Raw genomic sequence first — 21,672 nt, 5'->3', positions numbered from 1 at the left:
GTGGGTCCGCGAACCGAAACGCGCCGCACCCACGTGACACCCGTGACACCGTCAGCCGCGCAGCGCGAGCAGCGTGCACCGGCGCGTCGGCGCCTCGACGCCCGGCAGCGGCTCCCGTTCGACCCGGGCGTGCGGGGTCCAGCCGGCCGCGGCCAGCTCGGCGGCGACCTCCGCCGGGTCCAGGAAGCGGAAGTCGAGGTCGACCTCGTGCCCCCACCACTGGCTCAGGTGCAGCACCGGACCGGCGTGCTCCAGGTGCGCGGTGTGGAACGACACCAGCAGCGGGCCGCCCGGACGCACCACCCGGTGCAGCTCCGCGAACGCCCGGCGGCGGGCCGCGGCGTCGAGGTGGATGACGGCGTACGCGGCGAGCGCCCCGCCGAACACGCCGTCGCCGAACGGCAACCGGCACAGGTCACCCGCCACGAACGCCAGGTCGGGCCGGCGCCGCCGGGCCACCGCCACCATCCCCGGCGACAGGTCGACGCCGACGGCACGGGCGCCGAGCCCGGCCAGGTGGGCGGTGACGTGCCCCGGGCCGCAACCGGCGTCGACGAGCGGCCCGTCGCCGCACATCGCCGCCAGCGCCCCGAGCAGCGCCCGGTCGAGGGGCTTGCCGTCCAGCTCGTCGCCGATCCGTTCGGCGTACTCGCCGGCCACCGCGTCATAACTGCTGCCGATCCGGTCCACCGGACCATCATGCCGGCACCGATGCGACTATCGTGTGACATCTATCCGTATCGGGGGTTTTCCAGTGAGAGCCATCGCTGTCCTCGCGGCCGGCGCCACCGTCGCCGCGACCCTGCTCACCGCCACCACCAGCGCATCCGCCGCGGCGGCGCCGACCGCGCTGCCGGCCGGACAGTTCACGCTGTCGGCGAACTACCACCAGTTCGACGCGCTCAACACGGCACTGGTGTCCACATTGGGCACCGCGGCCGTGCACACCGTCATGGACAACGCCAACCATGACCGTACCGGCATCACCGACTCGCTCGGCATCAGCTACGAGACCGGGTTCTCGTTCGACTCCGGCGACGACAACGACTGCACCAACTTCCCGCAGGGCATCACCACCAGCCGCGACGCGATCGGCACCGCCAACAGCGGCAACTACGACGGCCACCAGCTGATCCTGGTCAGTTGGTACACCAAGGACGGCTGCGACGGCGCGTCCTCGCGCAGCCGGATCACGCTGGTGGACTGGGACGCCACGTACCCGAACAAGTACCGCAAGATCCTGCTGGTCGAGCCGACCGGCACGACGGCGGCGCCGGACTTCAAGGACATCAAGGTGCACGCCGGCGGCGTGTCCTGGTTCGGCGACTACCTGTACGTCGCCGACACCGGCCGCGGCATGCGCGTGTTCGACATGCGCAAGATCCTCAAGACCAGCACCGGCGGCACCGCCGCGCAGATCGGCCGGCAGAGCGCGACCACGTACTACGCGCACAACTACGCGTACGTCCTGCCGCAGATCGGCACGGTCACCGCGGCGACCACGTCCGGCACGAACCTGGCCTGGTCGTCGATCTCGCTGGACCGGGTCAGCCGGTCGATCGTGATGACCGAGTACACGTGCTCCTCCGGCTGCACCGACTACCCGAACCGGGCGCCCCGCGCGGTGCGCTTCCCGTTCGCCTCGGGCGCCACCACGTTCGCCGCGAGCACCACCGCGACGCAGGCGCTGCAGCTGCCCTGGTACAAGCTCAACGGCGTCGCGTCGCACAACGGCCGCTGGTGGTTCAACTCGTCCGGATCGAAGCAGCTGTACTACTGGACCCCGTCGGCGGGCCCGCACACGTACGCCTGGGTCAGCGGCGGCGAGAGCATCAGCTACTGGGAGGACGCCGCCGAGGCGGACCTGCTGTGGTCGCTGCAGGAGCCGATCGGGCACCGCAACGTGTTCGCGGTCAAGCAGGCCAACTACGACGGCTGACGCACCGGGCAGGTGCCTGCCGGCCCGCCGCCGGCAGGCACCGCCACCCTCGACCGCAGCAGGCCTATTCGAGAAGGCCGAAGAACGCGATCACCGCGACCTGCAGCACGACGCCATAACACTCCGCAGAGCAGGCCCGCGAGCGCCATGCCGCGTTGACCGGGCTCCGGCTGGCCGTCAAGGCGCAGCGCGACGATCCCGAGGACGATCGCCACCACTCCAGCGACGCCGCCCAGGACGCATACGCCAACTGCACCCGCTCGCTGAACTCGAGCCCAGTGCGCGGGTTACATGTGGCCAGACCATGCAGAGAACCACGCACCCTCCGATCGAGGCCGACACCAACGATTTGGTTGATCGTCGTCGTTGGGTGCCGTGCGGTCGGGTAGGTCTGCCCGTTCGAGGGTTGATCCGCACGGTGTTCCCCTGGTTACGGTCAGTCTTTCCGGCTGCCTTGGACGGGGGCGTGTGTTGTGGGTCTGGTGTTGCGGGCGGTCGATGTGGTTCGCGGCTCGCGGTGGCGGTGGCTGCTGACCGATGAGCGGACCGGTGCCGCGCTGGCCGATCACCCGGTCGACTTCGACACCCTCGCCGGGGATCGGGAGGCGGAGGCGTTCCGCGATCTGTACCGGTTCCTACGGTGGAACGCGGTGCCGGACCGTCGGGTCGAGTCGGAGGCGGTCCTCGTGGACCGGCTGGGTCAGTGGATCGGCGAACGGATTCTCGGCCGGGCCGTCGGTGCGGCGATCGCGGCGGCAGCGCCGGTGACGGTGCGGGTGCAGGTCCCCGATGCGGTGGGGTTCCTGCTGTACGCGCCGCTGGAGCTGGCGCATGTGGGTGGGGTGCCCCTCGCCCGTCGGGGTGATGTGAGCCTGGTCTTCGACATCGGTGTGCCGTCCGCGCCTGAGGTTGCGCCGGTGGGTCGGTTGCGGATGCTGGCGGTGTTCAGCCTGCCGACCCAGAGCTCCGCGTTGGCGTTGCGGCGGGAGCGGTACGAGCTGGCCAAACAGATGCGGGCGTTGGCGGCGCGGGCCCGGCGGATGATCGAGCTGGAGGTGCTGCAGTACGGGGTGACCCGCCAGGTCCTCGGCGAGCGGATGACGGCCGGCGGTGGCCCGGACGTGCTGCACCTGTCCGGGCATGGTGGCAGCGGGGTGATCCTGCTGGAGGCGGAGGACGGCAGCGCGGACACGGTCGACGCCGGGGATCTGGTGCGGCTGCTGCGCCCGGCGCGGGGCCGGTTGCGGCTGGCGGTGCTGTCGGCGTGCCAGTCCGCCGCCGCGACGACGGCGGAGACGCTTCGCTGGCTCCAGTTGGATGACGCCGCCGACGCGGCGCAGGAGGTCGCCGACGCCGAGCTGACCGCGGCGGACGAGCCGGAGACGGTGACGGGTCTGGCCCGCCTCGTCGCCGACCAGGTGGGGTGCGCCGTGGTGGCGATGCGCTACCCGGTCGTCGACGACTTCGCGATCGCGTTGACGTCGGCGCTGTACGAGGGATTGTTCAGGCTCGACCTGCCGGTGGATGCCGCGTTGCGCCGGGCGGTGCCGGTGGCCGCCGGGGATGAGCCGTCGCCGTCGCGGCCCGCGCTGTCCATCGCGACACCGACGTTGTTCGGTCCGGCGGCCGGGTTGCTGCTGACGCCGCCGCGCGGGCGGCCCCTGATGGACCCGGCGGCGGCGCGGATGGCCGCGTTCTTGCCGGAGCCGGAGCGGTTCGTCGGCCGCACGGCGGTGATGATCCGGGCCAGCCGGGCCCTTGCGTCCGGCAGCGGGCAGGGTGGGGTGCTGCTGCACGGGATGGCGGGCGCTGGGAAGACGGCGTGTGCGTTGGAGCTGGCGTACCGGCATCAGGACCGGTTCGACCAGCCGGTGTGGTGGCAGGCCCCGCTGCGGGACGAAGAGTGGCCCACCGCGCTGACCAGCCTCGCCCTCGCGCTGGAGGCACAGCTCGGCGACCGCGGTTTCACCATGGTCGACAAGATCGGCACCGCCGACAGGCTCCGCCAGTTCCTGCCCCGGCTGCGGGCAGTGCTCCGCGACAACGGTCTGCTGATCGTGTTGGACAACCTGGAGACCCTGCTCACCGCGGACGGTGGGTCCTCGACGCCGTCGAACACGCCACCAGCGGCGACCAGACCCTGACAGCGTTCTTCGCCGACGGCGAGTCGGCGCTGGACGACGCCGGGTTCATGCAGGCGCTGACCGGCTGGACCACCACCGCCATGCACACCCTGCCCGACGCGCCCCGGCTGCTGCTGCAACTGCTGGCCGGCACCGAGGACGACGACCGGCTCTCCGCCGTGACCGAGAGCGTCTGGCCCCAACTGTGCCGGCAACTGGAGCTGGCCGATCCCGTGCCGGCCGTCGCCGACACGCTGGCGCCGCTGCTGACCGCCGCGCTGGTGGAGCAAGAGACGATCGGCGACATCGACGGTGACGGTGAACCGTTGCGGCGGCTCCGGTTGCATCCCGGGGTGGCCGAAGCCGTGCGCGCCGCCACCCCCACCGACGTGCGCACCGCCATCGACACCGAACTTGCCGCGTTCTGGACCGGAGTGATCGGTGCTTGGCGGAGGGAGGGTGGCGAGCACACCCAGACGGTGGTGCGGGCCGGGCTCGCCGCCGCACCCTACCTGATCCGCCTCACAGCATGGGACACCGCCGCGTGGGCGGTCGAGCAAGCCCTCATGCGCGACGACACGGACGGGGTCGCCCAGGCCGCTGCCGCCCACTTGCACCGCATCGCCGCCGCCACCAGCAAACCCAACATCCTGGGCACGCTGGCCAATGCCGTCATGCGGGTGGACGTGGTGGAGGGTGAGCGACTGCTGGGCGCGGCCCTGAACCAAGCCATCACGGCCGGCGACCACCGACTCGCCGCCGCTATCGCCACGGACCTCGTGAACCTGTTCCGCGGTTCGGGGCGGCTGGGTGAGGCGCTCGACATGGCTGACCAGGCCGCCGAGCACAGCCGCCAAGCCGGCCTCGGCCGCTGGACCCAACTGACCAACCAGGTGCAACGGCTGCAAATCGTCTACCTGCTGGGACAATCTGACCAGGTCCTGACCGAGGTCCGCCGGCTCATCACCGAGACGGATCAGCTCCCACCCCAACGCGACGCCGCCGACACGGTTGACCCATTCACCGTGCGGGAAGGGCTGCTCAACCTCGGCGTGCACGCCGCTCGCGCGCTGAACCACTGGCAGGAGGCGCTGGACCTCAACACCCGCACCGTCGCCAGCCTGCGCGCCCGGTCCGCCGGTGAACACGCCATCGCCTTCGCCATGTTCGGCGACTACCTGTCGCTGATCCGCCTTGGACGCCTCGAGGATGCCGAGCGACTGCTGCTGTTCTGCCAGCAAGTATACGAGCAGCAGCAGGACATCTCAGCCCTGGCCAAGACCGTCGGCGCGCGCGCCGACCTGGCCCATAAGCGTGGTCACCACGACGAGGCGATCGCCCTCGCGCACGCCGCGCTCCGCCTCACCTACATCCGACCCGACCCGGACGACATCGCCGCTTCTCACAACAACCTCGCCCTCTATCTGCGCGAGGCCGGCACCGACCCGGCCGGTCAGCTCGCCCACCGCCTTGCCGCCGCCATTATCAGACAACTCACCGGACAAAGCCGCCAGCTTGCCACCACCCTTCGGGCACTCGCGAGCCGCCTTCGCGACCTACCGGACACGGTGGTGCCCAGGACGATCGCCGACCTGGCGGCCACCGTCGAACAGGTGGAAGGCGTCCGCTTCTCCGACCTGGTCACCACACTGGCCGGCGAGCCGGGCACCACCCAACAGGCGCTCGACACCGTCCTCCACGCTGCCCACGACCTGCCCGTCGAGGAGGTCTACGACCTGCAATCACACCTGAACGGGTGGGAGCCGACGCTCGCCGTCCTCGTCGCCGCCGTCCGTGGCGACCAGGACGCGGCCAGGGCACTCGACGAAGTCCTCACCGAAATCGCCGGCAGTCAGGACTGGGCTGATCTGGCTGCCGTGCTGCGGCGCATCCTTGACGGCGACCGCGACCCCGACACCCTGCTGACAGGCCTCGACCCGATCGACACCGCCATCGTCACCCGCGCCCTGGACGCCGTCACCGGCCGCATCACTCTCCAGCCGGGTCCAACCCCGAACACCGACCCGGCCACCCAAGAGCCGTGGCCCGCCATCATCGCCGCGGTCGCCGCCGCCGCCGACGGCGACCACGCCGCCGCGGCCGACGTCAACCCGCTCCTGGACGACCTGGCCGGCCGCGACGAATGGGCGGCGCTCGCCGCCATCCTGCGCCGCATCATCGCCGGGGAACGTGACCCGGACGCCCTCCAGGCCGGCCTGGACCCCACCGACACCGCCATCGCCGCCGCTGTCCTTGCCCAGCTCGCGAACCTGACCAGGGGCACCGACGGCAATCAGGACTCTCCCTGACCACACCGCTGGCGCCCCGTTGCCGAGCGCAGGCGGCGGGCAGCGAGGGCGTCGGCGGCGGCCAGCGGTGTGCCGCCGGTGCGGGCCGCCGTCTCCAGCAGGGCGAGGACCGTGTCGCCGATGGCGGCCACGCGGCCCGCGGCCCGGGCCGGTGGCTCGCCGTGCAGCTCCACCGATGCCGCGTAGGTGACGCCGCCGGCGCTGACGACGTGGTCGGGGACCCAGACGATGCCGCGCTGGTGCAGCAGGGCGGCCGTGGCGGCGGTGTCGAGCTGGTTGTTCGCCGGGCCGGCGACCGCGCGGCAGCGCAGCAGCGGCACCGTGGCGGGGGTGAGCACGCCGCCGAGGGCGGCCGGGACGAGCACATCGACGTCGGCGTACAGGGCGGACGACGGTGGCACCACATCGGCGCCCAGTGACGCGGCGAGGGCCGCGCGGGCCGGGTCGACGTCGCTGACCACCAGGGCCGCGCCGGCGGCGGACAGGCGCCGGGCGACGTCGGCGCCGACGCGGCCGAGGCCGACGACCGCGAACCGGCGGCCGGCCAGGTCGGTCGAGCCGAACAGCGACCCGCACAACGCGTGCAGCGCGGCCAGGACGCCGGCGGCGGTGTGGGTCGAGGAGTCGCCGCTGCCGCCCGCGGCGACGGGGCGGCACGCGACGTGGCGGGTCCGGGTGCCGATGACGAGCATGTCGTCGGGGCCGGTGCCGACGTCCGGGCCGGTGCCGTACCGGCCGTCGAGGGCCTCGATCGCGTCGCCGACGTCCAGCAGGACGGCGCGGCGGTCGAACGGGCCCGCGGGCAGCGGCACGACGGTCTTGCCGCCGCCGTTGGGCAGGCCGGCGACGGCGCACTTGACGGTCATCGCCGCCGACAGCCGCAGCGCGTCGGTCAGGCCGTCGGTCCAGTGCGGGTACGTGGCGAGCCGGCAGCCGCCGAGCGCCGGGCCGAGGGCGGTGGAGTGCAGCGCGACGATGACGGGCAGCCCGCTGCGGGGGCCGGTACGGATGACGACCTGCTCATGTTCGAACATGGCCACGGAAGCTAGTACGACCGGCGCCGGGAACGCGGCTCAACCGAACGAAGTTCGGAACGGAAAGGAGAATCGCGACCGTGGACGAACTTGATTCGGCGATCGTGGAGCTGCTGCAGCAGGATGCGCGGCAGACCAACCGGGAGCTGGCCGCCGCGGTCGGCATCGCGCCGTCGACGTGCCTGGAGCGGGTGCGGGCGCTGCGGGAGCGCGGCGTCATCACCGGGTTCCACGCGGAGGTGAGCCTGCCGGCGCTCAACCGGCACGTGCAGGCGTTCCTCCACGTGCAGATCCGGCCGTTGAGCCGGCAGGTCATCGAGGGGTTCAAGGCGTACGTGACGACGCTGCCCGAGGTGCTGTCGGTGTTCGTGGTCGCGGGCGGCGACGACTTCCTCGTGCACGTGGCGGTGCCGAGCGTCGACAGCCTGCACGCGCTGCTCATGGACAAGTTCACGAAGCGGCGGGAGATCGTCGGGTTCCGCAGCTCCATCATCTACCAGCACGCGCGCAACCAGGTGGTGCAGCCGCTGGACCTGTGAGCTACTGGTACGACTCGGGCAGCCTGCTCGCCGGGTGGGCCCACGCGACGACATTGGGCAGGCCCTGCCGGTCGAAGAACGCGGCGATCTGCGGGTCGGTGTGGCGCAGGCTGAAGTGGGTGAGCACGAACGTCGTGGCCGGGTTGGCCTGGACGATCGGGCGCAGCTCGCTCCACACGGTGTGGCCGATGCGCCGGGCGCGCTCCAGCTGGTCGTCGTCGAGGAACGTGCACTCGGTGACGACGACCGGGTAGTCCAGCAGCCACGGCGCGCGGGTGAAGACGTCGGGGCGGGTGTCGCCGAGGAACGCGAACAGCGGCGTGACCACCTCGTGGTCGGTCTCGACGCCCTCGCGGCGCTTCGCGGCCAGCTGGCGGCCGTCGGCCTTCAGCGCCTCGAACTCCGGTTTGATCGCCCGCTTCACCGAGGAGAACGCGAACCCGACGCACGGGACCTTGTGCTCGCAGTCCACGACGCGGACCCGGTGCGCGCCGCGCCGGCCGATCGGGAACTCGTCGCCGCCGCGCACACCGTGCAGCCGCGCCGCCGGGGCGAGGGCGGGGTCGTAGGCGGCGTTGTGGTTGAGCTCGCTGGTCGCCCGGATGTAGCCCTGCGCGTAGGGCAGCGCCGCGGCCGGCAGGTAGATGTCGACGCCGGTCTCCTTGACCGCCACGTAGTCGAGGTCCTTGCTGTGGTCCATGTGCGTGTGGGTCAGGAAGACCAGGTCGGGCTGCCAGCCCTCGACGAGGCCGCAGTCGATGCCGGCGCGCAGCTCCGGCAGGTGGAAGAACGTCTTGTCGTTGGACCGGGAGTAGCCGCTCATCGTCACCCCGGCGCCGGGGATCGGCCACGACTTCCACTGCCGGAACGGGTGCCCGCGCTCGAGCAGTTCGGCGTGCGCCATGACGTCCCCTCCGGTCGGTGTCCTATGTCGACGGTACCGGTGGCGGCAAGCCGTTTGGCCCGCCGCCATCGGCCGGCTCAGCCTCTGGCGCGCAGCATGCGCCGGACCACGTCGATGCGTTCGGTCATGTACTTGCCGACGACCGGTGCGGCGCCGGCGGCCACCGTCTCGGCGCGGGCCAGGAAGGGCTCGTCGACGCCGTACACGGGGAAGAGCCGGTTGGCGAACACCATCGCCGGGGTCATCCCGCCCCGGTGCAGCTGCGGTGCCAGCTCGAGGAATCGCCCGGCGTACGGGGCGAGCACCGCGTCCTGACCGGGCCGCCAGAACAGCGCCGTGACGTGCTTGACCTCGCCGATCGGCACGGAGCGCGCGACGGTCAGCGTGTCCCACACGGCCTGCTTCGTCACCGGGTCCGGCGACGCCGCCCGCACGGCGGTGGCGCGCACCCACGCGTCGGGGTCGGGATCGGCGGCGAGCAGCGCGTCGATCTCGGCGTCGACGGCGCCGCCCAGCTCGGCCTTGCGGGCCAGCGCCCGCCACCGCAGGTCGACGTCGTCGCCGGCCCGCTCCTGCAGCCGGGCGACCTCGTCGAGGTCGGCGGCGGTGCGGGCGAGCGTGCGCAGCACCACCTGCCGCCGGTCGGAGTCCTCGGCGAGCTTGCGGCAGACCGCGGCGACCGCGGCGAGCAGCTCCGGCCGCTGCGCGTCGGGTGACCACAGCTCGGCGGCCTCGGCGGCGAGGGTGAGGTACGGCTCGATCACCGAATCCGACGTCTCCACGGCGAGGACGCCGGTGAGGCAGCGCACCGCCTCCGCCGCGCCCGCCTCGCCGGCCAGCAGCATGTCCCAGACGGTGGCCACGGCGACACCGCGGGCGATCGCGGTCGGCAGCGCCGCGGCGGTCGCCACGAGGGTGTCGCGGTCCTCGGGCCGGGTCGTGGCGAACGTCAGGTCCTCGTCGTTGACCAGGTACACCTCGGCGCCCGCGGGCAGGTCGACCGGTGTGACCGGGCCGGCGAGCTCGACCTGGACGAGGTCGAGGCGGCGCAGCCGGTCGCCGTCGGGGACGTAGGCGCCGACCGCGAGCACCTGCGGCCGCGGCGGGCCGTCCGGGCCGCGGGCGTCCAGGACCAGGCCGTCGCCGTCGCGGCGCAGCGTGATCCGGTCGGTGCCGGCGGTCTCCAGCCACCCGCTGCGCCAGGTGTCGAGGTCCCGGCCGCCGGCGGCGGCGAGCACGTCGATGAGGTCCTGCAGGGTCGTGTTGCCCCAGGCGTAGCGCTGGAAGTAGGTGGCCATGCCGGCGGCGAAGTCCGCCTCGCCGACGTACCGCATCAGCTGATGCAGCACGGAGGCGCCCTTCGGGTACGTGATCGCGTCGAAGATCGACATGGCCTGGGCGACGTCGTGGATCGGCTGGCGGATCGGGTGCGTCGCCGGGCCCTGGTCGGCGAGGTACGCGGCGAGCTTGCCGCTGGCGAGGTGCCCGGCCCACGCGTCGGTGAACACGGTGGCCCGCTCCGCCGCCCAGTTGCAGGCGAACTCGGCGAACGCCTCGTTCAGCCACAGGTCGTCCCACCAGCGCATCGTGACGATGTTGCCGAACCACATGTGCGCCATCTCGTGCAGCAGGATCTTCGCGCGCAGCTCCCGCTCGGCCGGGGTCGGGTCCGCCCGGTACAGCACGCCGTCGGACCACGTGACGCAGCCGTAGTTCTCCATCGCGCCGCCGAACTCGGGGACGAAGACCTGGTCGTACCGACGCTGCGGGAACGGCATCCGGAACACCTCGCCGTAGAAGGCGAGCCCCTGCCGGGTCAGCGTGAACAGCTCCTCGGCGTCGCGGTCCAGCACCGCGGCGAGCGAGCGGCGGGTCAGCAGGCCCAGGTCGTAGCCGTCGGCGTCGCGGCGGATCTCGTGGAACGGCCCGGCGTCGACGACCGTGTTGTACACCGACAGCGGCGGCGTCGCCGGGAACACCCACCGGCGCGCCGCGTCGCCCGCGGGTGACACCACCGGGTCGCCGCTGTTGCTCACGACCGTCCAGTGCGCGGGCGCGAGGACCGTGAACGCGTGCGGGGCCTTCAGGTCGGGCTGGTCGAAGCAGGCCCACACGAAGTGCGCCTCGTCCGGCTCGAACGACGTCCACACGTACACCTCGCCGTCGGCGGGGTCGACGGCCTTGTGCACGCCCTCCCCGTCGCGGGTCTGCGCCTGGACGGTCACCACCCGCAGCTCGTTGCCGGCGCGCAGGCCCGGCAGCGGGATCCGGCCGTCCCGCGCGGGCGGCAGGTCGGTGCCGTTGAGCACGGCGCTGACCACCTCCGCGGCGCAGTCGACGAAGCTGTCCGCGCCGGGCTCCCGGCACGTGAAGGTCACCGTCGACACGCACCGCACCTGTGGGCCGGTCGGGAGGTCGGTGAGGTCGATGTCGATGGCGTAGTGCTCGACGGCCAGCAGCGCCGCCCGGTGCTCGGCTTCGACCTGGGTCAGACTCCGGTTGGTCATCAGGCGATCCTAGATGCGCGCGGGGTGCGGAAGGACCGTCCACGACCTGCGCCGGCCGCGCGCCGTCACCTCCGCTGCGCTGGCCGCTCACAGCTGGACGAGCAGTCGGGTGCGGCGCCAGGTGTACCCGACGGCCCGGTTCACGGCGAGCATGGCGGTGTTCGCCTCGTTGACGGTGACCGCGACCGAGCGGGTCGCGGGGTGCAGCCGGTGCAGTGCCAGGGTGTTCGCCGCCTTCACCAGGCGGGCCAGGCCGAGCCGGCGGTGCCCGGGCAGGACCGCGGTGTCGTGCTGCTCGGCGACCGGCCCGCCGCCGGTGGTGAGCACGGTCGCGGCGACCGCGGTGCCGCCGTGCAGCGCGGCGCACACCAGCAGCTCGTCGCCGCCGGCCGTCATCCCGGCCGTCATCTTGGCCTCCCAGCGGCGCACCGCCGCGGCGTCCCACGCCCGCGGCGCGAGCTGCAGCGCGGCGCCGGGCGCGTCGAGCACGTGGCCGAGCACCGGCCCGAGCGACCCGGCGACGGCGTCCGGTGCCGCGCCGCGCCACGCGGCGATCTCGTAGCCGGGCGGCGGCGCGGCGGCCAGGGCCCGGCAGCGGGCCAGGACGTCGCCGGTCAGCGGCTGCTCGTGCAGCTCCAGGCGCAGCAGCACCGCGGCGTACGGGACCTCGGTGTCGCCGTCCAGCACCGTCGTGCGCAGCGGGGCCCCGCCGGCGCGGACCCGATCCACCAGCGCCGCCCCGATCCCTTGGCCGCGGGCCGGTCCGGCGACGGCGAGTCTGAGGAAGTCGCCGCGGACCTCGGCCGCCCCGACGACCGGCCCTTCCGGGTCCCGGCGGGCCAGCCACCGCGGCAGCCCGTCGGGCCGGTCCCGCAGGGCGGCGGCCAGGGACCGCGGGTCGGGCGCGCCGCCGGACAGCTCGCGGTGCCCGTCGCAGTACACCACGCACCAGGCGGCCAGGTCGGCGGCGCCGGCGGTGGCCGGGTCGAACCGTTCGATGCCCACCCTGGCACTCTGCCATCATTTGCTACCGTCGCCGGCGTGACCGATCACGGCGTCGCCCTGGTGGCCCGGGCCCTCGCGGCGGCGACCGGGCCGGCCTTCCACCCGACGACGCGGCGCCCCGCCCGGCCGGTCGACGGGCCCGACCTGCCGGCGAGCCTGCGGCACTGGCTGGCGCACGACACCACGCTGTTCGACCCGGACCTGCCGCCCGCGCCGCGGCTGCCGCTCGGCGACCTGGTCCAGCAGGAGCTCGGCGAGCCGTGGGGCGAGCTGTTCGGGCCGCTGTCCGCGCGGTTCGCCGCGTGCGTGCTGCTGCCCGGTGGCACCGACTCGCGGCGGGTCCTTGCGTTGGGCCGCCCCGACGAGGCAGGCGAGTCGCCGGTGCTCGCGATCGACTGCGACGACCTGCCGTTCATCGGGCTCATGTACCCGGGGTTCGACGTGTACGCCGCCGTGGCGTGCGGCGTGCTGCGCACGACCCCGGACGGCTACCTGTGGCCCGCCGGCGACCGCGCGTACGGCCCCCGGGCACGCTTCCACGCCGAGGCGTCGCTGGGCGGGTCGACGTCGCTGCGGTTCCCGTTCTGAGACCGTGCGGCCGGGCGGCCGGCGGCGCCGTGGTCGCTGATGCGAGCGACGGCGCGGCGGGTCAGCGGCCCTGCAGTTGCTGTTCCGCGGCGACGTGGAAGAAGTCGCCGCCCTTGCGCTGCAGGTCGTCGGTGCCCCAGGCGCGCTCCTCGGCGGTGACCTTGCGCAGCCGCGGGATGTGCTTGGCGCAGTGGATGTACGCCTCCTCGACGTGCACGTTCACCCACCGCTCGGCCCGGCGGCCGGGGACGTGCTCCACCGGCAGGTCCGGGAACGCCCGGCGCATCTCGGCGTCGGGCACGATCGTGGCGTGGCCGTTGACGTGCAGGCCGATCACGTCGCGGAGGAAGTCGACGAAGATCAGGCCGACGTTCGGGTTCTCCAGGATGTTGCCGAGGCTCGCCATGACGCCGTTGCCGCGGTACTCCGGCCACGCCACCCGGCCCGCCGACAGCACCCGAACGAAGCCCGGCGGCCCGGCCCGGAACGTGCAGTCGCAGTGGCCGAGCGCGCTCGCCGTCGCGACGAACATCATCTCCTGCCGGGCGACGAACCCGGTCATGTCGGCGTTGAGCTCGGTCAGGACCTGCTGCCGGTAGAACCGGTCGGCCCGGTCGACCGTGCCGAAGCGCTGCTGCAGCAGGTGCTCGCCCGCGGTGCCGGGAATACCCGTGCCGGCCGTCGTGTCCACCGCTGCCTCCAACGTCGGAACCCGAGGAAACAGTTTCGCGTTGCCGCACACCCGCGCGTCGCACCCGGTGTGCGACGTAACGATATCAGCCCTTTACGGTCAGCAACGGGCGAAGCTCGACGACCGGCATCGCCACGCCGGCCCCCTCCAGGCTCTGCACGACCGCCCCGACCTCCTTGTAGGCCCACGGCGCCTCCTGCTTGAGGTCGCGCCGCCACGCCTCGATGATGTCGCGGCGCCCGGCGACCGCCGGGTCCCGGTGGTTCAGCGGGGTGACGACCCGGAACTCCTCCAGGAACGCGTCGAGCTCCGCGTCGCTGCCGCGCGCCGCCGACCCGCGCGGCACGCTGCGCCCGGCGCCGTGGCAGGCGCTGTGCAGCGCGCGGGCGTTGCCGAGGCCGCGCAGCAGGTGGCTCGGCGCACCCATCGAGCCCGGCACGATCACCGGCTCGCCGAACGGCGCGGCCGCGTCCGGCGCGCCGGCCGGCGTGGCGCCCTTGCGGTGCACGACGGTGCCGTCATCGGCGGGCCACAGCAGGTTGTGCGGCGACTCGTACACCAGGCGGGCGTCGACGTCACCGGCCACGGCGGCCAGCCCGGCCCGCATCATGAGCGCCAGGAAGAACCGGTTGCCGATGGCGAAGTTCGCCGCGTTCGCGAACGCCGTCAGGTACTTCTCCCGGCGGGCCGCGCCGGCCTCGTCGAGCAGCATCGGCAGGATCCGGTTGCGCGGCGCCGGCACCCCCTTCGGCCACAGCGCCTTCGCCTGGTCCTGCCCGGTCGCGTTGGCCTGGTGCCCCAGCGACAGCGACCCCGTGTGCACCATCGTCACCACCCGCCCCGGCGCGAGCCCCCACGCGTAGGCGGCCGCGCCGTCGTGCACCCGCGACACGTACTGCAGCTCCGCGAAGTGGTTGCCGCCGCCGACGCTGCCGATGATGCTGTCGTAGCTGGTGCCGCCGCTGCCGCCGCCGGTGTCGCTGCCGCTGGTGATCCAGTCGCGGAAGCCTTCCGCCGACGCGGCCGGGTGCGCGGCGGCGTGCAGGCCGGCCCCGTCGAGGTCGGCGGCGCTCACCTGCGCCCACGCGCCCCGCGCCCCGGCGGGCACGCCCGCGCCGAGCAGCCCGGGCAGTCCTTCGCGCAGCAGCCCCGCACGGTGCGCCGGGGTGAGCCCGATGCGCCGCCCGCCCTCGAAGAACAGGTGCCGCAGGTGTTGCTCGAGCCGGTCGAGGTGCGGGCGCACCTGCTCGACGGTGAGCGACGTGGCCTCGACCCGCATGCCACAGTTGATGTCGTTGCCGACCGCCTGCGGGACGAGCGCCCCGACGGTCCGCAGCACCGTGCCGATCGGAATGCCGGCGCCCTTGTGGAAGTCGGGGGTACACACGACGCGGTCGATGCGCGGCTCGACCTCCAGCCCGGGCGTCGCGGCCGCGAGGGTCCGCAGCGTCGCCTCGGTCTCCAGCACGGTGAGCAGCTCGTCGACGGCCGCGGACTCGATCGGCACGTCGGGTCCGGCGCACAGCTCCACGGGCACGCCGTGCGGGTTCGGCAAGGTGAGCCATGAGTCGTCGGTACGGATCAGGCGCGGATCGGGCCGCTTGGTCGTCGACATGATGGGCCGAGCGTAGGGACGCCCCCGCCCTCCGTCGACCGAATTGCGGGTGGCCCGCGGTTCGTGGCGTCCCCGCGCATGGATGGCATCGGGCTCTCGATCGGCGTTGACGGTGACGTCGACGCGGCGCGCGCGGCGGTGGGGCCACCGTCGACCTCGCCTATCCGACGTGGACGTGCGGCCGGTGGTCGGGGTCGGGCTCCTGCCGGCGCAGCACCTCCCGGGTGACGGGTGCGATCTCGCCCTGGCCGAAGATCAGGAAGCGGAGGAAGTTGACGGCCGGGTTGCCTTCGGTCCATTCGAAGTAGATGTGCGGGCGCCGGCCCGTGCGGTCCCGGATGCCGAGCAGCAGCGCCGCGATCGCCCCCGCGACGGCCGGGTTCTGCAGGGCGAGGACGCGGTACCGGCCGTGCATGACCTCGCCCCGCACGACGACGGCGGACGCGAAGTCGGAGGCGTCGGTGATGGACACCTCGACGAAGATCACGTCGGCGGCGTCGGGGATGTCGTTGTCGGCCTGGATCTGCTGGAGCTTTTGCCGGTAGTCGAAGGCCGTGCGGTGCGCGGGCTCCTTGGCGATCAGCCGGATCGTGCGCCGGGCGCAGTCGTGGATGAAGGTGCCGGCGGTCGCGTCGAAGCGCAGGTCGGTCACCCGCAGCTCGAAGGACCGGTTGATCCGGGACAGCACCGACACCGCCACGATGGCGGCGATGAAGCACGCGGCGATCCTCACCCCGTCCGGGCGCTCCACGATGTTGGCGATCGTGGTGTACGTGAGGACGGTGGCGATGACCGCGAACGTCGTGAGCTTGCGGTGCTCACCGCGCCGGCGGGCCGACAGCGCGGCGGCGACCGCGGCCGAGGTGATCAGGACGAGCACGCCGGTCGCGTAGGCGCCGCCCTGGGCGTTGACGTCGGCGCGGAAGTACAGGGTGATCAGGACCGCGATGGCGAGGAACACCAGCACCAGCGGCCGCACCGCACCGGCCCAGTCGGGCGCCATACCGTAACGGGGCAGGTACCGCGGCACCAGGTTCAGCAGGCCGGCCATCGCCGACGCGCCGGCGAACCAGAGGATGGCGATGGTCGACAGGTCGTACACGGTGCCGAAGACCGGCCCGAGGTGTTCGTGCGCCAGGTACGCCAACGCCCGGCCGTCGGCCTTCCCACCCGCCCTGAACTCCGCCGGCGGGATCAGCACCGTGGTGACGACGCTGCTGGTCAGCAGGAACGCGCTCATGAGCAGGGCCGCCACGGTCAGCAGCTTCCTGGTGTCGCGGACCCGCCCGACGGGGGCCTCCTCGCTGTCGCCCGGGTCGCCGCGGACGTGGGGCATCACCGCCACCCCGGTCTCGAACCCGGACAGGCCCAGCGCCAGCTTCGGGAACACCAGCAGCGCGATCGCCACGATGAGCAGCGGATCGCCGTGCCGGGCCGTCAACGCCGCCGCCCAGTCCCCCACCGCCGCCGGGCGGGTCACGAGCAGCCACAGGCCGTCGACGATGACGACCGCGTTCAGCGTCAGGTACAGCCCGACGATCGCGACCGCGATGCCGACCGCTTCGGTGAACCCGATGAGGAACACCGCGCCGAGCAGCGTCAGCAGCACCAGGGTCACGGGGATCTCGTGGTCGTGCAACGCCGCCGGCCAGAACGGGTTCTCGTCCAGGTGCGCGGTCGCGTCCGCCGCGGACAGCGTCATCGTGATGATGAAGTCGGTGGCCGCGAAGCCCAGCAGGACCAGCACGAACAGCTTGCCCTGCCAGAACGGCAGCAACCGCACCAGCATCGCGATGGACCCTTCACCGTGCGGGCTCTCCTGAGCGACCCGCCGGTACACCGGCAGCGCGCCGAACAGCGTGACCAGCACCAGCACCACCGTCGCCACCGGCGACAGCAGCCCGGCGGCGAGCGCGGCGATCCCGGGCTGGTACCCCAGCGTGGAGAAGTAGTCCACACCCGTCAGGCACATCACCTTCCACCACGGGTGCCGGCGGTCCGCGGCCGGCCTGGCGCCCGGCCCCGCGTGCTGCAGCGAACGGTCGTTGATCCCCGACAGCAGCCAGGCGCGCACCCTGTCCATCACCCGCTCGGACCGGCCGGCGTCGGCCGGGGCGGCCCGTCCCGCGGGTTCACCGTGAACGCCTCGCAGCGCGTCGGACATGTGGTGCACGCCGGGCCTCTACCCGACCGGCCCGCACGTAGTAGCCGGCGGCGGATGACTCCTCGGCCACCTTGCAGGTTTCTTCCATCCAAATCGACGAGCAGGTAGCTTATTTCCATCCTTCGTCGTCGATGCCTGGATCGGAGCCCGCCATGAACCTTTCCGCTGCGCTGTCCCGTGGGGCGGTGGTGTTCGCGCTGCTCGGGGTGGCCATACCCTTCGGCGGACCGGCCGCCGCGGCGCTGCCGGTCGTCGACATGGAGCAGGTCATGCTCGCCGCGCAGGTCGACCCGCCGAAGAGCGGCACCGGGCAGACCCCTGGCGCGGCGGCGAGCGTGCTGGAGGTCGAGCGGGCGCTGTCGGCGAAGGGATTTCTGGCCTCGGGCTCGGTCGACGGACACTACGGCACGTCGACCGTCGCGGCGTACGCCGCCTGGCAGCGCTCACTCGGATACTCGGGCCTGGACGCCAACGGGTATCCGGGCCCGTCGTCGCTGACCGCGCTCGGCAGCGGCCGGTACACGGTCATCAGGCCGATCAGCATCGGGTCGCGGACCAGTTCGTACGGGGGCGTTCGGGTCAACGCCAGGACCCGTGACATGCTCGCCGCCGCCGACGCCAAGCTGTCCTGGAGCATCACCCTCAGCCAGGGGTCCTACACGTCGGCGAACCCGAGCTCCGCCGGTACGCACGACGCGGGCGGCGTGGTGGACATCTCGGTCACCAACCTGAGCACCACGCAACGGTGGCAGACCGTCCAGGCGCTCCGGACCGTCGGGTTCGCCGCCTGGCTGCGCAACCCGTCGCAGGGTGACTGGCCGTACCACATCCACGCCGTCGCGGTCTCCGACACCGACCTGGCCACGGCGGCGGCCAACCAGGTGCACGACTACTACTTCGGCAAGAACGGGCTGGCCAACCACGCCGCCGACGACACGCCGTCGGCCTACCGGGTGGCCTTCACCTGGTGGGAGCAGTACCGGCGGTAGCCGTCACGAGGACAACGGCCGCCCCCGCCGCCGGGGCCGGTCGCTGTTCAGCACTGTTGCGGTGGGAGATGGGTGAGGTCGTCGGCCAGCCCGAGGACGCGCATCTTGCGGCGGACGGCGGCGCTGGCCGCGCGCAGGGCCACCCGGCAGCGCAGGAGATCGGCGGCTCGACGCACGGCCAGGAGCATGCCGATGCCACCGGCACCGATCGCGGTGACCATGCTCAGGTCGAGCAACAGCTCGCAGGGCAGCTCGGTCAGTGCCGCCGCCAGCGCCTGATGGAAGGAGCTGGCGGTGTCCTGGTCGAGCTCCCCGCACAGAATCAGCGTGACCTGCCCGGCGCCCCGGCGCCGCACCTCGAACGAGAGCGCCACGCCCGCGAGCGTCGCACAAGCCCGATCGGGATCGTAGTGGCCACACAGCCAGTGTTTGTTGACACTTTGCCTAGCCAGCTGCACGAAGTGTCAAGTACGTTGGCCGGGTGAGCAGTTCAGCGGCGATCTTCGCGGCGCTGCGCCCGGTCGTGCAGGGCCTGGCGCAGACGTTCGGGCGCACCTGCGAGGTGGTGCTGCACGACTACTCGGACACCGCGCATTCGGTGGTGGCCGTCGGCGGCGACGTGACCGGCCGCCGGCCCGGGGATGCGATGAGTCAGATCGGCATGCGGGTGCTCGCGGCCGGGGACGCGGCGGTCAACGAGGTGAACTACCTGACCCGGGCGGAGGACGGACGCATCCTGCGGTGCTCCACCTTCCCGCTGCGCGACGCCGACGGCACGCTGGTCGGCGCGTTGTGCGTGAACGTCGACGTGAGCGACCTGTCCCGGGCCGCCGACCTGCTCGCGGAGCTGTCCGGCCAGGTCCCCGGCGGTGACCGGCTGCCGGTCACGGTCTTCTCCGGCGACCTCGACCAGGTGCTGGCGTCGGTGGTCGCCGGCAGTGAGCGGGAGACGGGCCGGCCGGCGCACCTGCTGACCCGCTCGGAGCGGTTGACCGTCATCCGGCGCCTGCAGTCCGCCGGGGCTTTCGCGATCCGGGGAGCGCCGGGCCGGATCGCGAAACAGTTCGGCATCTCCCGGGCCGCGCTCTACAACGACCTGGCCGCGATCGCGGAGGAAGGAAAGCCTGATGCGGCTGCTGAGTGAGCGACGGTCAGCGGAGCTGGTGAGCGACGAACTGGCGCTGGCCGCCGCGCGGGAGGCGTTCCTGGCGGCCCGCGACGGTGCGACGTTCCCGGTCGTCGCGGGGCACGGCATCGACCCGGCGAACCGGTTCACCGTCAAGTCCGGGGCGATGGCCACCGCCGCCGGCGTGAAGATCGGCAGCTACTGGCCCGGCAACGACGCCCTCGGGCTGGCCCGCCACGGCTCCGTGGTGGTCGTGCTGGATCAGGGCACCGGCCGGGTGGCCGCCGTCGTCGAGGCGGCCGCCGCCAACGCGTACCGGACGGCCGCGGCCGACGCGCTGGCCGTACAGACACTGGCACGGGCCGACGCGCGGGTGCTGACGGTGATCGGGACCGGCCACCAGGCGCTGCACGAGGCCCGGGCCGTGTCGAGGACGCGCCCGTTCGGGACCGTCCTGATCGCCGGGCGACGCCAGGACGCCGCCGACGCGATGGCGCGCCGGTTGCGGCAGGTGACGACCGCGAGCGTCGAGGTGGCCGGGATCGAGGACGGCTGCCGCGCCGCCGACGTGCTGGTGACCGCGACCACCGCCCGGCAGCCGCTGTTCGCCGCCGAGTGGATCCGGCCCGGCACCCACATCTCGGCGATGGGCGCCGACGCCGCGGGCAAGCAGGAGCTCCCGGCCGGCCTCTACGGCCGCGGCCGGCTGTTCTGCGACCTCACCGGCCAGTCCCGGGCGATCGGCGAGTTCCAGCACGCACCGCGTACCGCCGCGATCACCCCCCTCGGCGACGTCCTGCACGGCACCTCGGCCGGCCGGACCGGCGACGACGAGATCACGGTCTTCGACAGCTCGGGCTTCGCGTTGCAGGACCTCGCCCTGGCCGTCGCCCTGCTCGCCCGGGACGCGCAGACGACTGCGGGCGGCCGATGACCTCCCTGGCCCGTCCGCAGACCCCGTTCGCCGTCGTCGACCGGGACCGCCTGGACCGCAACGTCGCCCGGTTGCGGACCCACCTCGCCCGGCTCGGCGTGCCGCTGCGGCTGCACGTGAAGACGTCCAAGTCGATCGACGTCGCCGCCCGCGTGTTCCGCGACGCCCCCGGCCCGATCACCGTTTCCACCCTCGCCGAAGCCGAACACTTCGCCGGCGCCGGGTACACCGACATCCTCTACGCGGTCGGTCTCGCGCCCGACAAGCTGGACCGGGTGGTGGCGCTGCGGCGTCGCGGCGTCGACCTGACCGTCCTGATCGACTCCCCCGTCCAGGCCGAGGCGGTCGCGGCCGCCTCCCGCGCCGCCGGCATCAGGATCCCCGCCCTGATCGAGATCGACTGCGACGGGCACCGCGGCGGCCTCGCCGTCACCGACCCCGGGCTGATCGGGATCGGCCGCACGCTCCGGGACGGCGGCGCGGAACTGCGCGGCGTGCTCGACCATGCCGGTGAGTCCTACTTCTCCGCCACCGCCGACGAGCAGCGCCGGGACGCCGATCACGAACGGCGCACCGTCGTGCGGGCCGCCGAAGCGCTGCGCGCCGCCGGCCTACCCTGCCCGGTGGTCAGCGTCGGATCGACCCCGACCGCCCACGCCGCCACGGTCCTCCACGGCGCCGCCCTCGACGGCGTCACGGAGGTGCGCGCCGGCAACTTCGTCTTCTTCGACCTGGTCATGGCCGGCATCGGCGTCTGTACCGTCGAGGACCTCGCCCTGTCCGTCGTCGTCACCGTCATCGGCCACCGGCCCGACAAGGGCTGGGTGCTCACCGACGGCGGATGGATGGCCACCTCCCGCGACCGCGGCACCGCCGCCCAGCGCGTCGACCAGGGCTACGGCCTCGTCACCGATCTCAACGGCCGGGTCATCCCGGACCTGCTCATGACCGGCGCCAGCCAGGAGCACGGCACCCTGTCGCTGCGGCCCGGCAGCACCGCGAAGCTGCCGGACCTGCCGATCGGCACCCGCCTGCGCATCCTGCCCAACCACGCCTGCGCGACCGCCGCCCAGCACGCGCAGTACACCGTGGTCGCCGGTACGGCAGGCGACGACGGCGCTCCTCGGATCGCCGGAATCTGGCCCCGGCACAACGGGTGGTGACACCCAGCCGGCGGCTGGCGAGCCTCTCGACCAGGGCGGTGC

The 21,672-nt window shown here is 73.1% G+C and carries 18 protein-coding genes; 9 read left to right on the top strand and 9 right to left on the bottom strand.

Features of this window, described 5'->3' with window-relative positions:
* Positions 1-51: 51 nt before the first annotated feature.
* Positions 52-690: a class I SAM-dependent methyltransferase gene (locus OP18_RS13630; protein ID WP_033359167.1), complete on the bottom strand. Its 639-nt coding sequence runs from the start codon at positions 688-690 to the stop codon at positions 52-54.
* Between the two features lie 64 nt (positions 691-754).
* Here OP18_RS13630 and OP18_RS13625 point away from each other — a divergent pair, with 64 nt between their 5' ends.
* The 3 genes from OP18_RS13625 (at position 755) to OP18_RS13615 (ending at position 6,371) form a co-directional block, all read left to right on the top strand.
* A complete protein-coding gene (locus tag OP18_RS13625) occupies positions 755-1,939 on the top strand; it encodes a hypothetical protein (RefSeq protein ID WP_156089504.1) in 1,185 nt (394 codons plus the stop codon).
* Positions 1,940-2,421: 482 nt separating this feature from the next.
* On the top strand, positions 2,422-4,083 hold the full coding sequence (locus tag OP18_RS13620; protein ID WP_156089503.1) for a CHAT domain-containing protein: 1,662 nt from the start codon (positions 2,422-2,424) through the stop codon (positions 4,081-4,083).
* 47 nt (positions 4,084-4,130) lie between these two features.
* Positions 4,131-6,371, top strand: a complete 2,241-nt coding sequence (locus OP18_RS13615; RefSeq protein WP_033359165.1) for a hypothetical protein — start codon at positions 4,131-4,133, stop codon at positions 6,369-6,371.
* On the opposite strand, the gene OP18_RS13610 is transcribed toward OP18_RS13615, so the two are convergent.
* The gene (locus OP18_RS13610; RefSeq protein ID WP_033359276.1) at positions 6,356-7,405 is read right to left on the bottom strand and encodes a Glu/Leu/Phe/Val dehydrogenase dimerization domain-containing protein; all 1,050 of its coding nucleotides are present in this window, start codon (positions 7,403-7,405) and stop codon (positions 6,356-6,358) included. The genes OP18_RS13615 and OP18_RS13610 overlap by 16 nt on opposite strands.
* 80 nt (positions 7,406-7,485) lie before the next feature.
* Here OP18_RS13610 and OP18_RS13605 point away from each other — a divergent pair, with 80 nt between their 5' ends.
* The gene (locus OP18_RS13605; protein ID WP_033359164.1) at positions 7,486-7,944 is read left to right on the top strand and encodes an Lrp/AsnC family transcriptional regulator; all 459 of its coding nucleotides are present in this window, start codon (positions 7,486-7,488) and stop codon (positions 7,942-7,944) included.
* Between the two features lies 1 nt (position 7,945).
* On the opposite strand, the gene OP18_RS13600 is transcribed toward OP18_RS13605, so the two are convergent.
* The 3 genes from OP18_RS13600 to OP18_RS13590 form a co-directional block, all read right to left on the bottom strand.
* Entirely contained in the window at positions 7,946-8,848 is a 903-nt protein-coding gene (locus tag OP18_RS13600) for an MBL fold metallo-hydrolase (RefSeq protein ID WP_033359163.1), read from the bottom strand.
* 77 nt (positions 8,849-8,925) lie between these two features.
* Positions 8,926-11,355, bottom strand: a complete 2,430-nt coding sequence (gene pepN / locus OP18_RS13595; RefSeq protein ID WP_033359162.1) for an aminopeptidase N — start codon at positions 11,353-11,355, stop codon at positions 8,926-8,928.
* Positions 11,356-11,442: 87 nt separating this feature from the next.
* A complete protein-coding gene (locus OP18_RS13590) occupies positions 11,443-12,360 on the bottom strand; it encodes a GNAT family N-acetyltransferase (protein WP_052386666.1) in 918 nt (305 codons plus the stop codon).
* 36 nt (positions 12,361-12,396) lie between these two features.
* On the opposite strand from OP18_RS13590, the gene OP18_RS13585 reads away from it, so the two are divergent.
* A complete protein-coding gene (locus tag OP18_RS13585) occupies positions 12,397-12,948 on the top strand; it encodes a hypothetical protein (protein WP_052386665.1) in 552 nt (183 codons plus the stop codon).
* 61 nt (positions 12,949-13,009) lie between these two features.
* Here OP18_RS13585 and OP18_RS13580 read toward each other — a convergent pair whose 3' ends face one another.
* The 3 genes from OP18_RS13580 to OP18_RS13570 form a co-directional block, all read right to left on the bottom strand.
* The gene (locus tag OP18_RS13580; protein WP_033359161.1) at positions 13,010-13,639 is read right to left on the bottom strand and encodes a pyridoxamine 5'-phosphate oxidase family protein; all 630 of its coding nucleotides are present in this window, start codon (positions 13,637-13,639) and stop codon (positions 13,010-13,012) included.
* 85 nt (positions 13,640-13,724) lie between these two features.
* Positions 13,725-15,254: an RNA-splicing ligase RtcB gene (locus tag OP18_RS13575; RefSeq protein WP_052386664.1), complete on the bottom strand. Its 1,530-nt coding sequence runs from the start codon at positions 15,252-15,254 to the stop codon at positions 13,725-13,727.
* 160 nt (positions 15,255-15,414) lie between these two features.
* Entirely contained in the window at positions 15,415-17,337 is a 1,923-nt protein-coding gene (locus OP18_RS13570) for an APC family permease (protein WP_033359272.1), read from the bottom strand.
* A gap of 233 nt (positions 17,338-17,570) precedes the next feature.
* On the opposite strand from OP18_RS13570, the gene OP18_RS13565 reads away from it, so the two are divergent.
* The gene (locus OP18_RS13565; RefSeq protein WP_033359160.1) at positions 17,571-18,407 is read left to right on the top strand and encodes a peptidoglycan-binding protein; all 837 of its coding nucleotides are present in this window, start codon (positions 17,571-17,573) and stop codon (positions 18,405-18,407) included.
* A 47-nt stretch (positions 18,408-18,454) separates the two neighbouring features.
* Here OP18_RS13565 and OP18_RS13560 read toward each other — a convergent pair whose 3' ends face one another.
* On the bottom strand, positions 18,455-18,781 hold the full coding sequence (locus OP18_RS13560) for an STAS domain-containing protein (protein ID WP_052386663.1): 327 nt from the start codon (positions 18,779-18,781) through the stop codon (positions 18,455-18,457).
* Between the two features lie 107 nt (positions 18,782-18,888).
* Between OP18_RS13560 and OP18_RS13555 the strand changes: the two genes are divergently transcribed.
* From OP18_RS13555 to OP18_RS13545, 3 genes are read left to right on the top strand one after another with little or no spacing between them, the layout of a single operon-like run.
* The gene (locus tag OP18_RS13555; RefSeq protein WP_033359159.1) at positions 18,889-19,551 is read left to right on the top strand and encodes a helix-turn-helix transcriptional regulator; all 663 of its coding nucleotides are present in this window, start codon (positions 18,889-18,891) and stop codon (positions 19,549-19,551) included.
* Complete coding sequence (locus tag OP18_RS13550; protein WP_033359158.1) at positions 19,535-20,467, top strand: ornithine cyclodeaminase family protein; 933 nt, start codon at positions 19,535-19,537, stop codon at positions 20,465-20,467. The genes OP18_RS13555 and OP18_RS13550 overlap by 17 nt, the downstream gene beginning before the upstream one ends.
* Positions 20,464-21,630: an alanine racemase gene (locus OP18_RS13545; protein ID WP_033359157.1), complete on the top strand. Its 1,167-nt coding sequence runs from the start codon at positions 20,464-20,466 to the stop codon at positions 21,628-21,630. The genes OP18_RS13550 and OP18_RS13545 overlap by 4 nt, the downstream gene beginning before the upstream one ends.
* Positions 21,631-21,672: the final 42 nt, after the last annotated feature.

Source organism: Dactylosporangium aurantiacum, assembly GCF_000716715.1.
GTDB classification, from domain to species: Bacteria; Actinomycetota; Actinomycetes; order Mycobacteriales; family Micromonosporaceae; genus Dactylosporangium; species Dactylosporangium aurantiacum.
The sequence above is the reverse complement of the archived record's forward strand: the minus strand, read 5'-3'. Positions and strand labels throughout refer to the sequence as shown.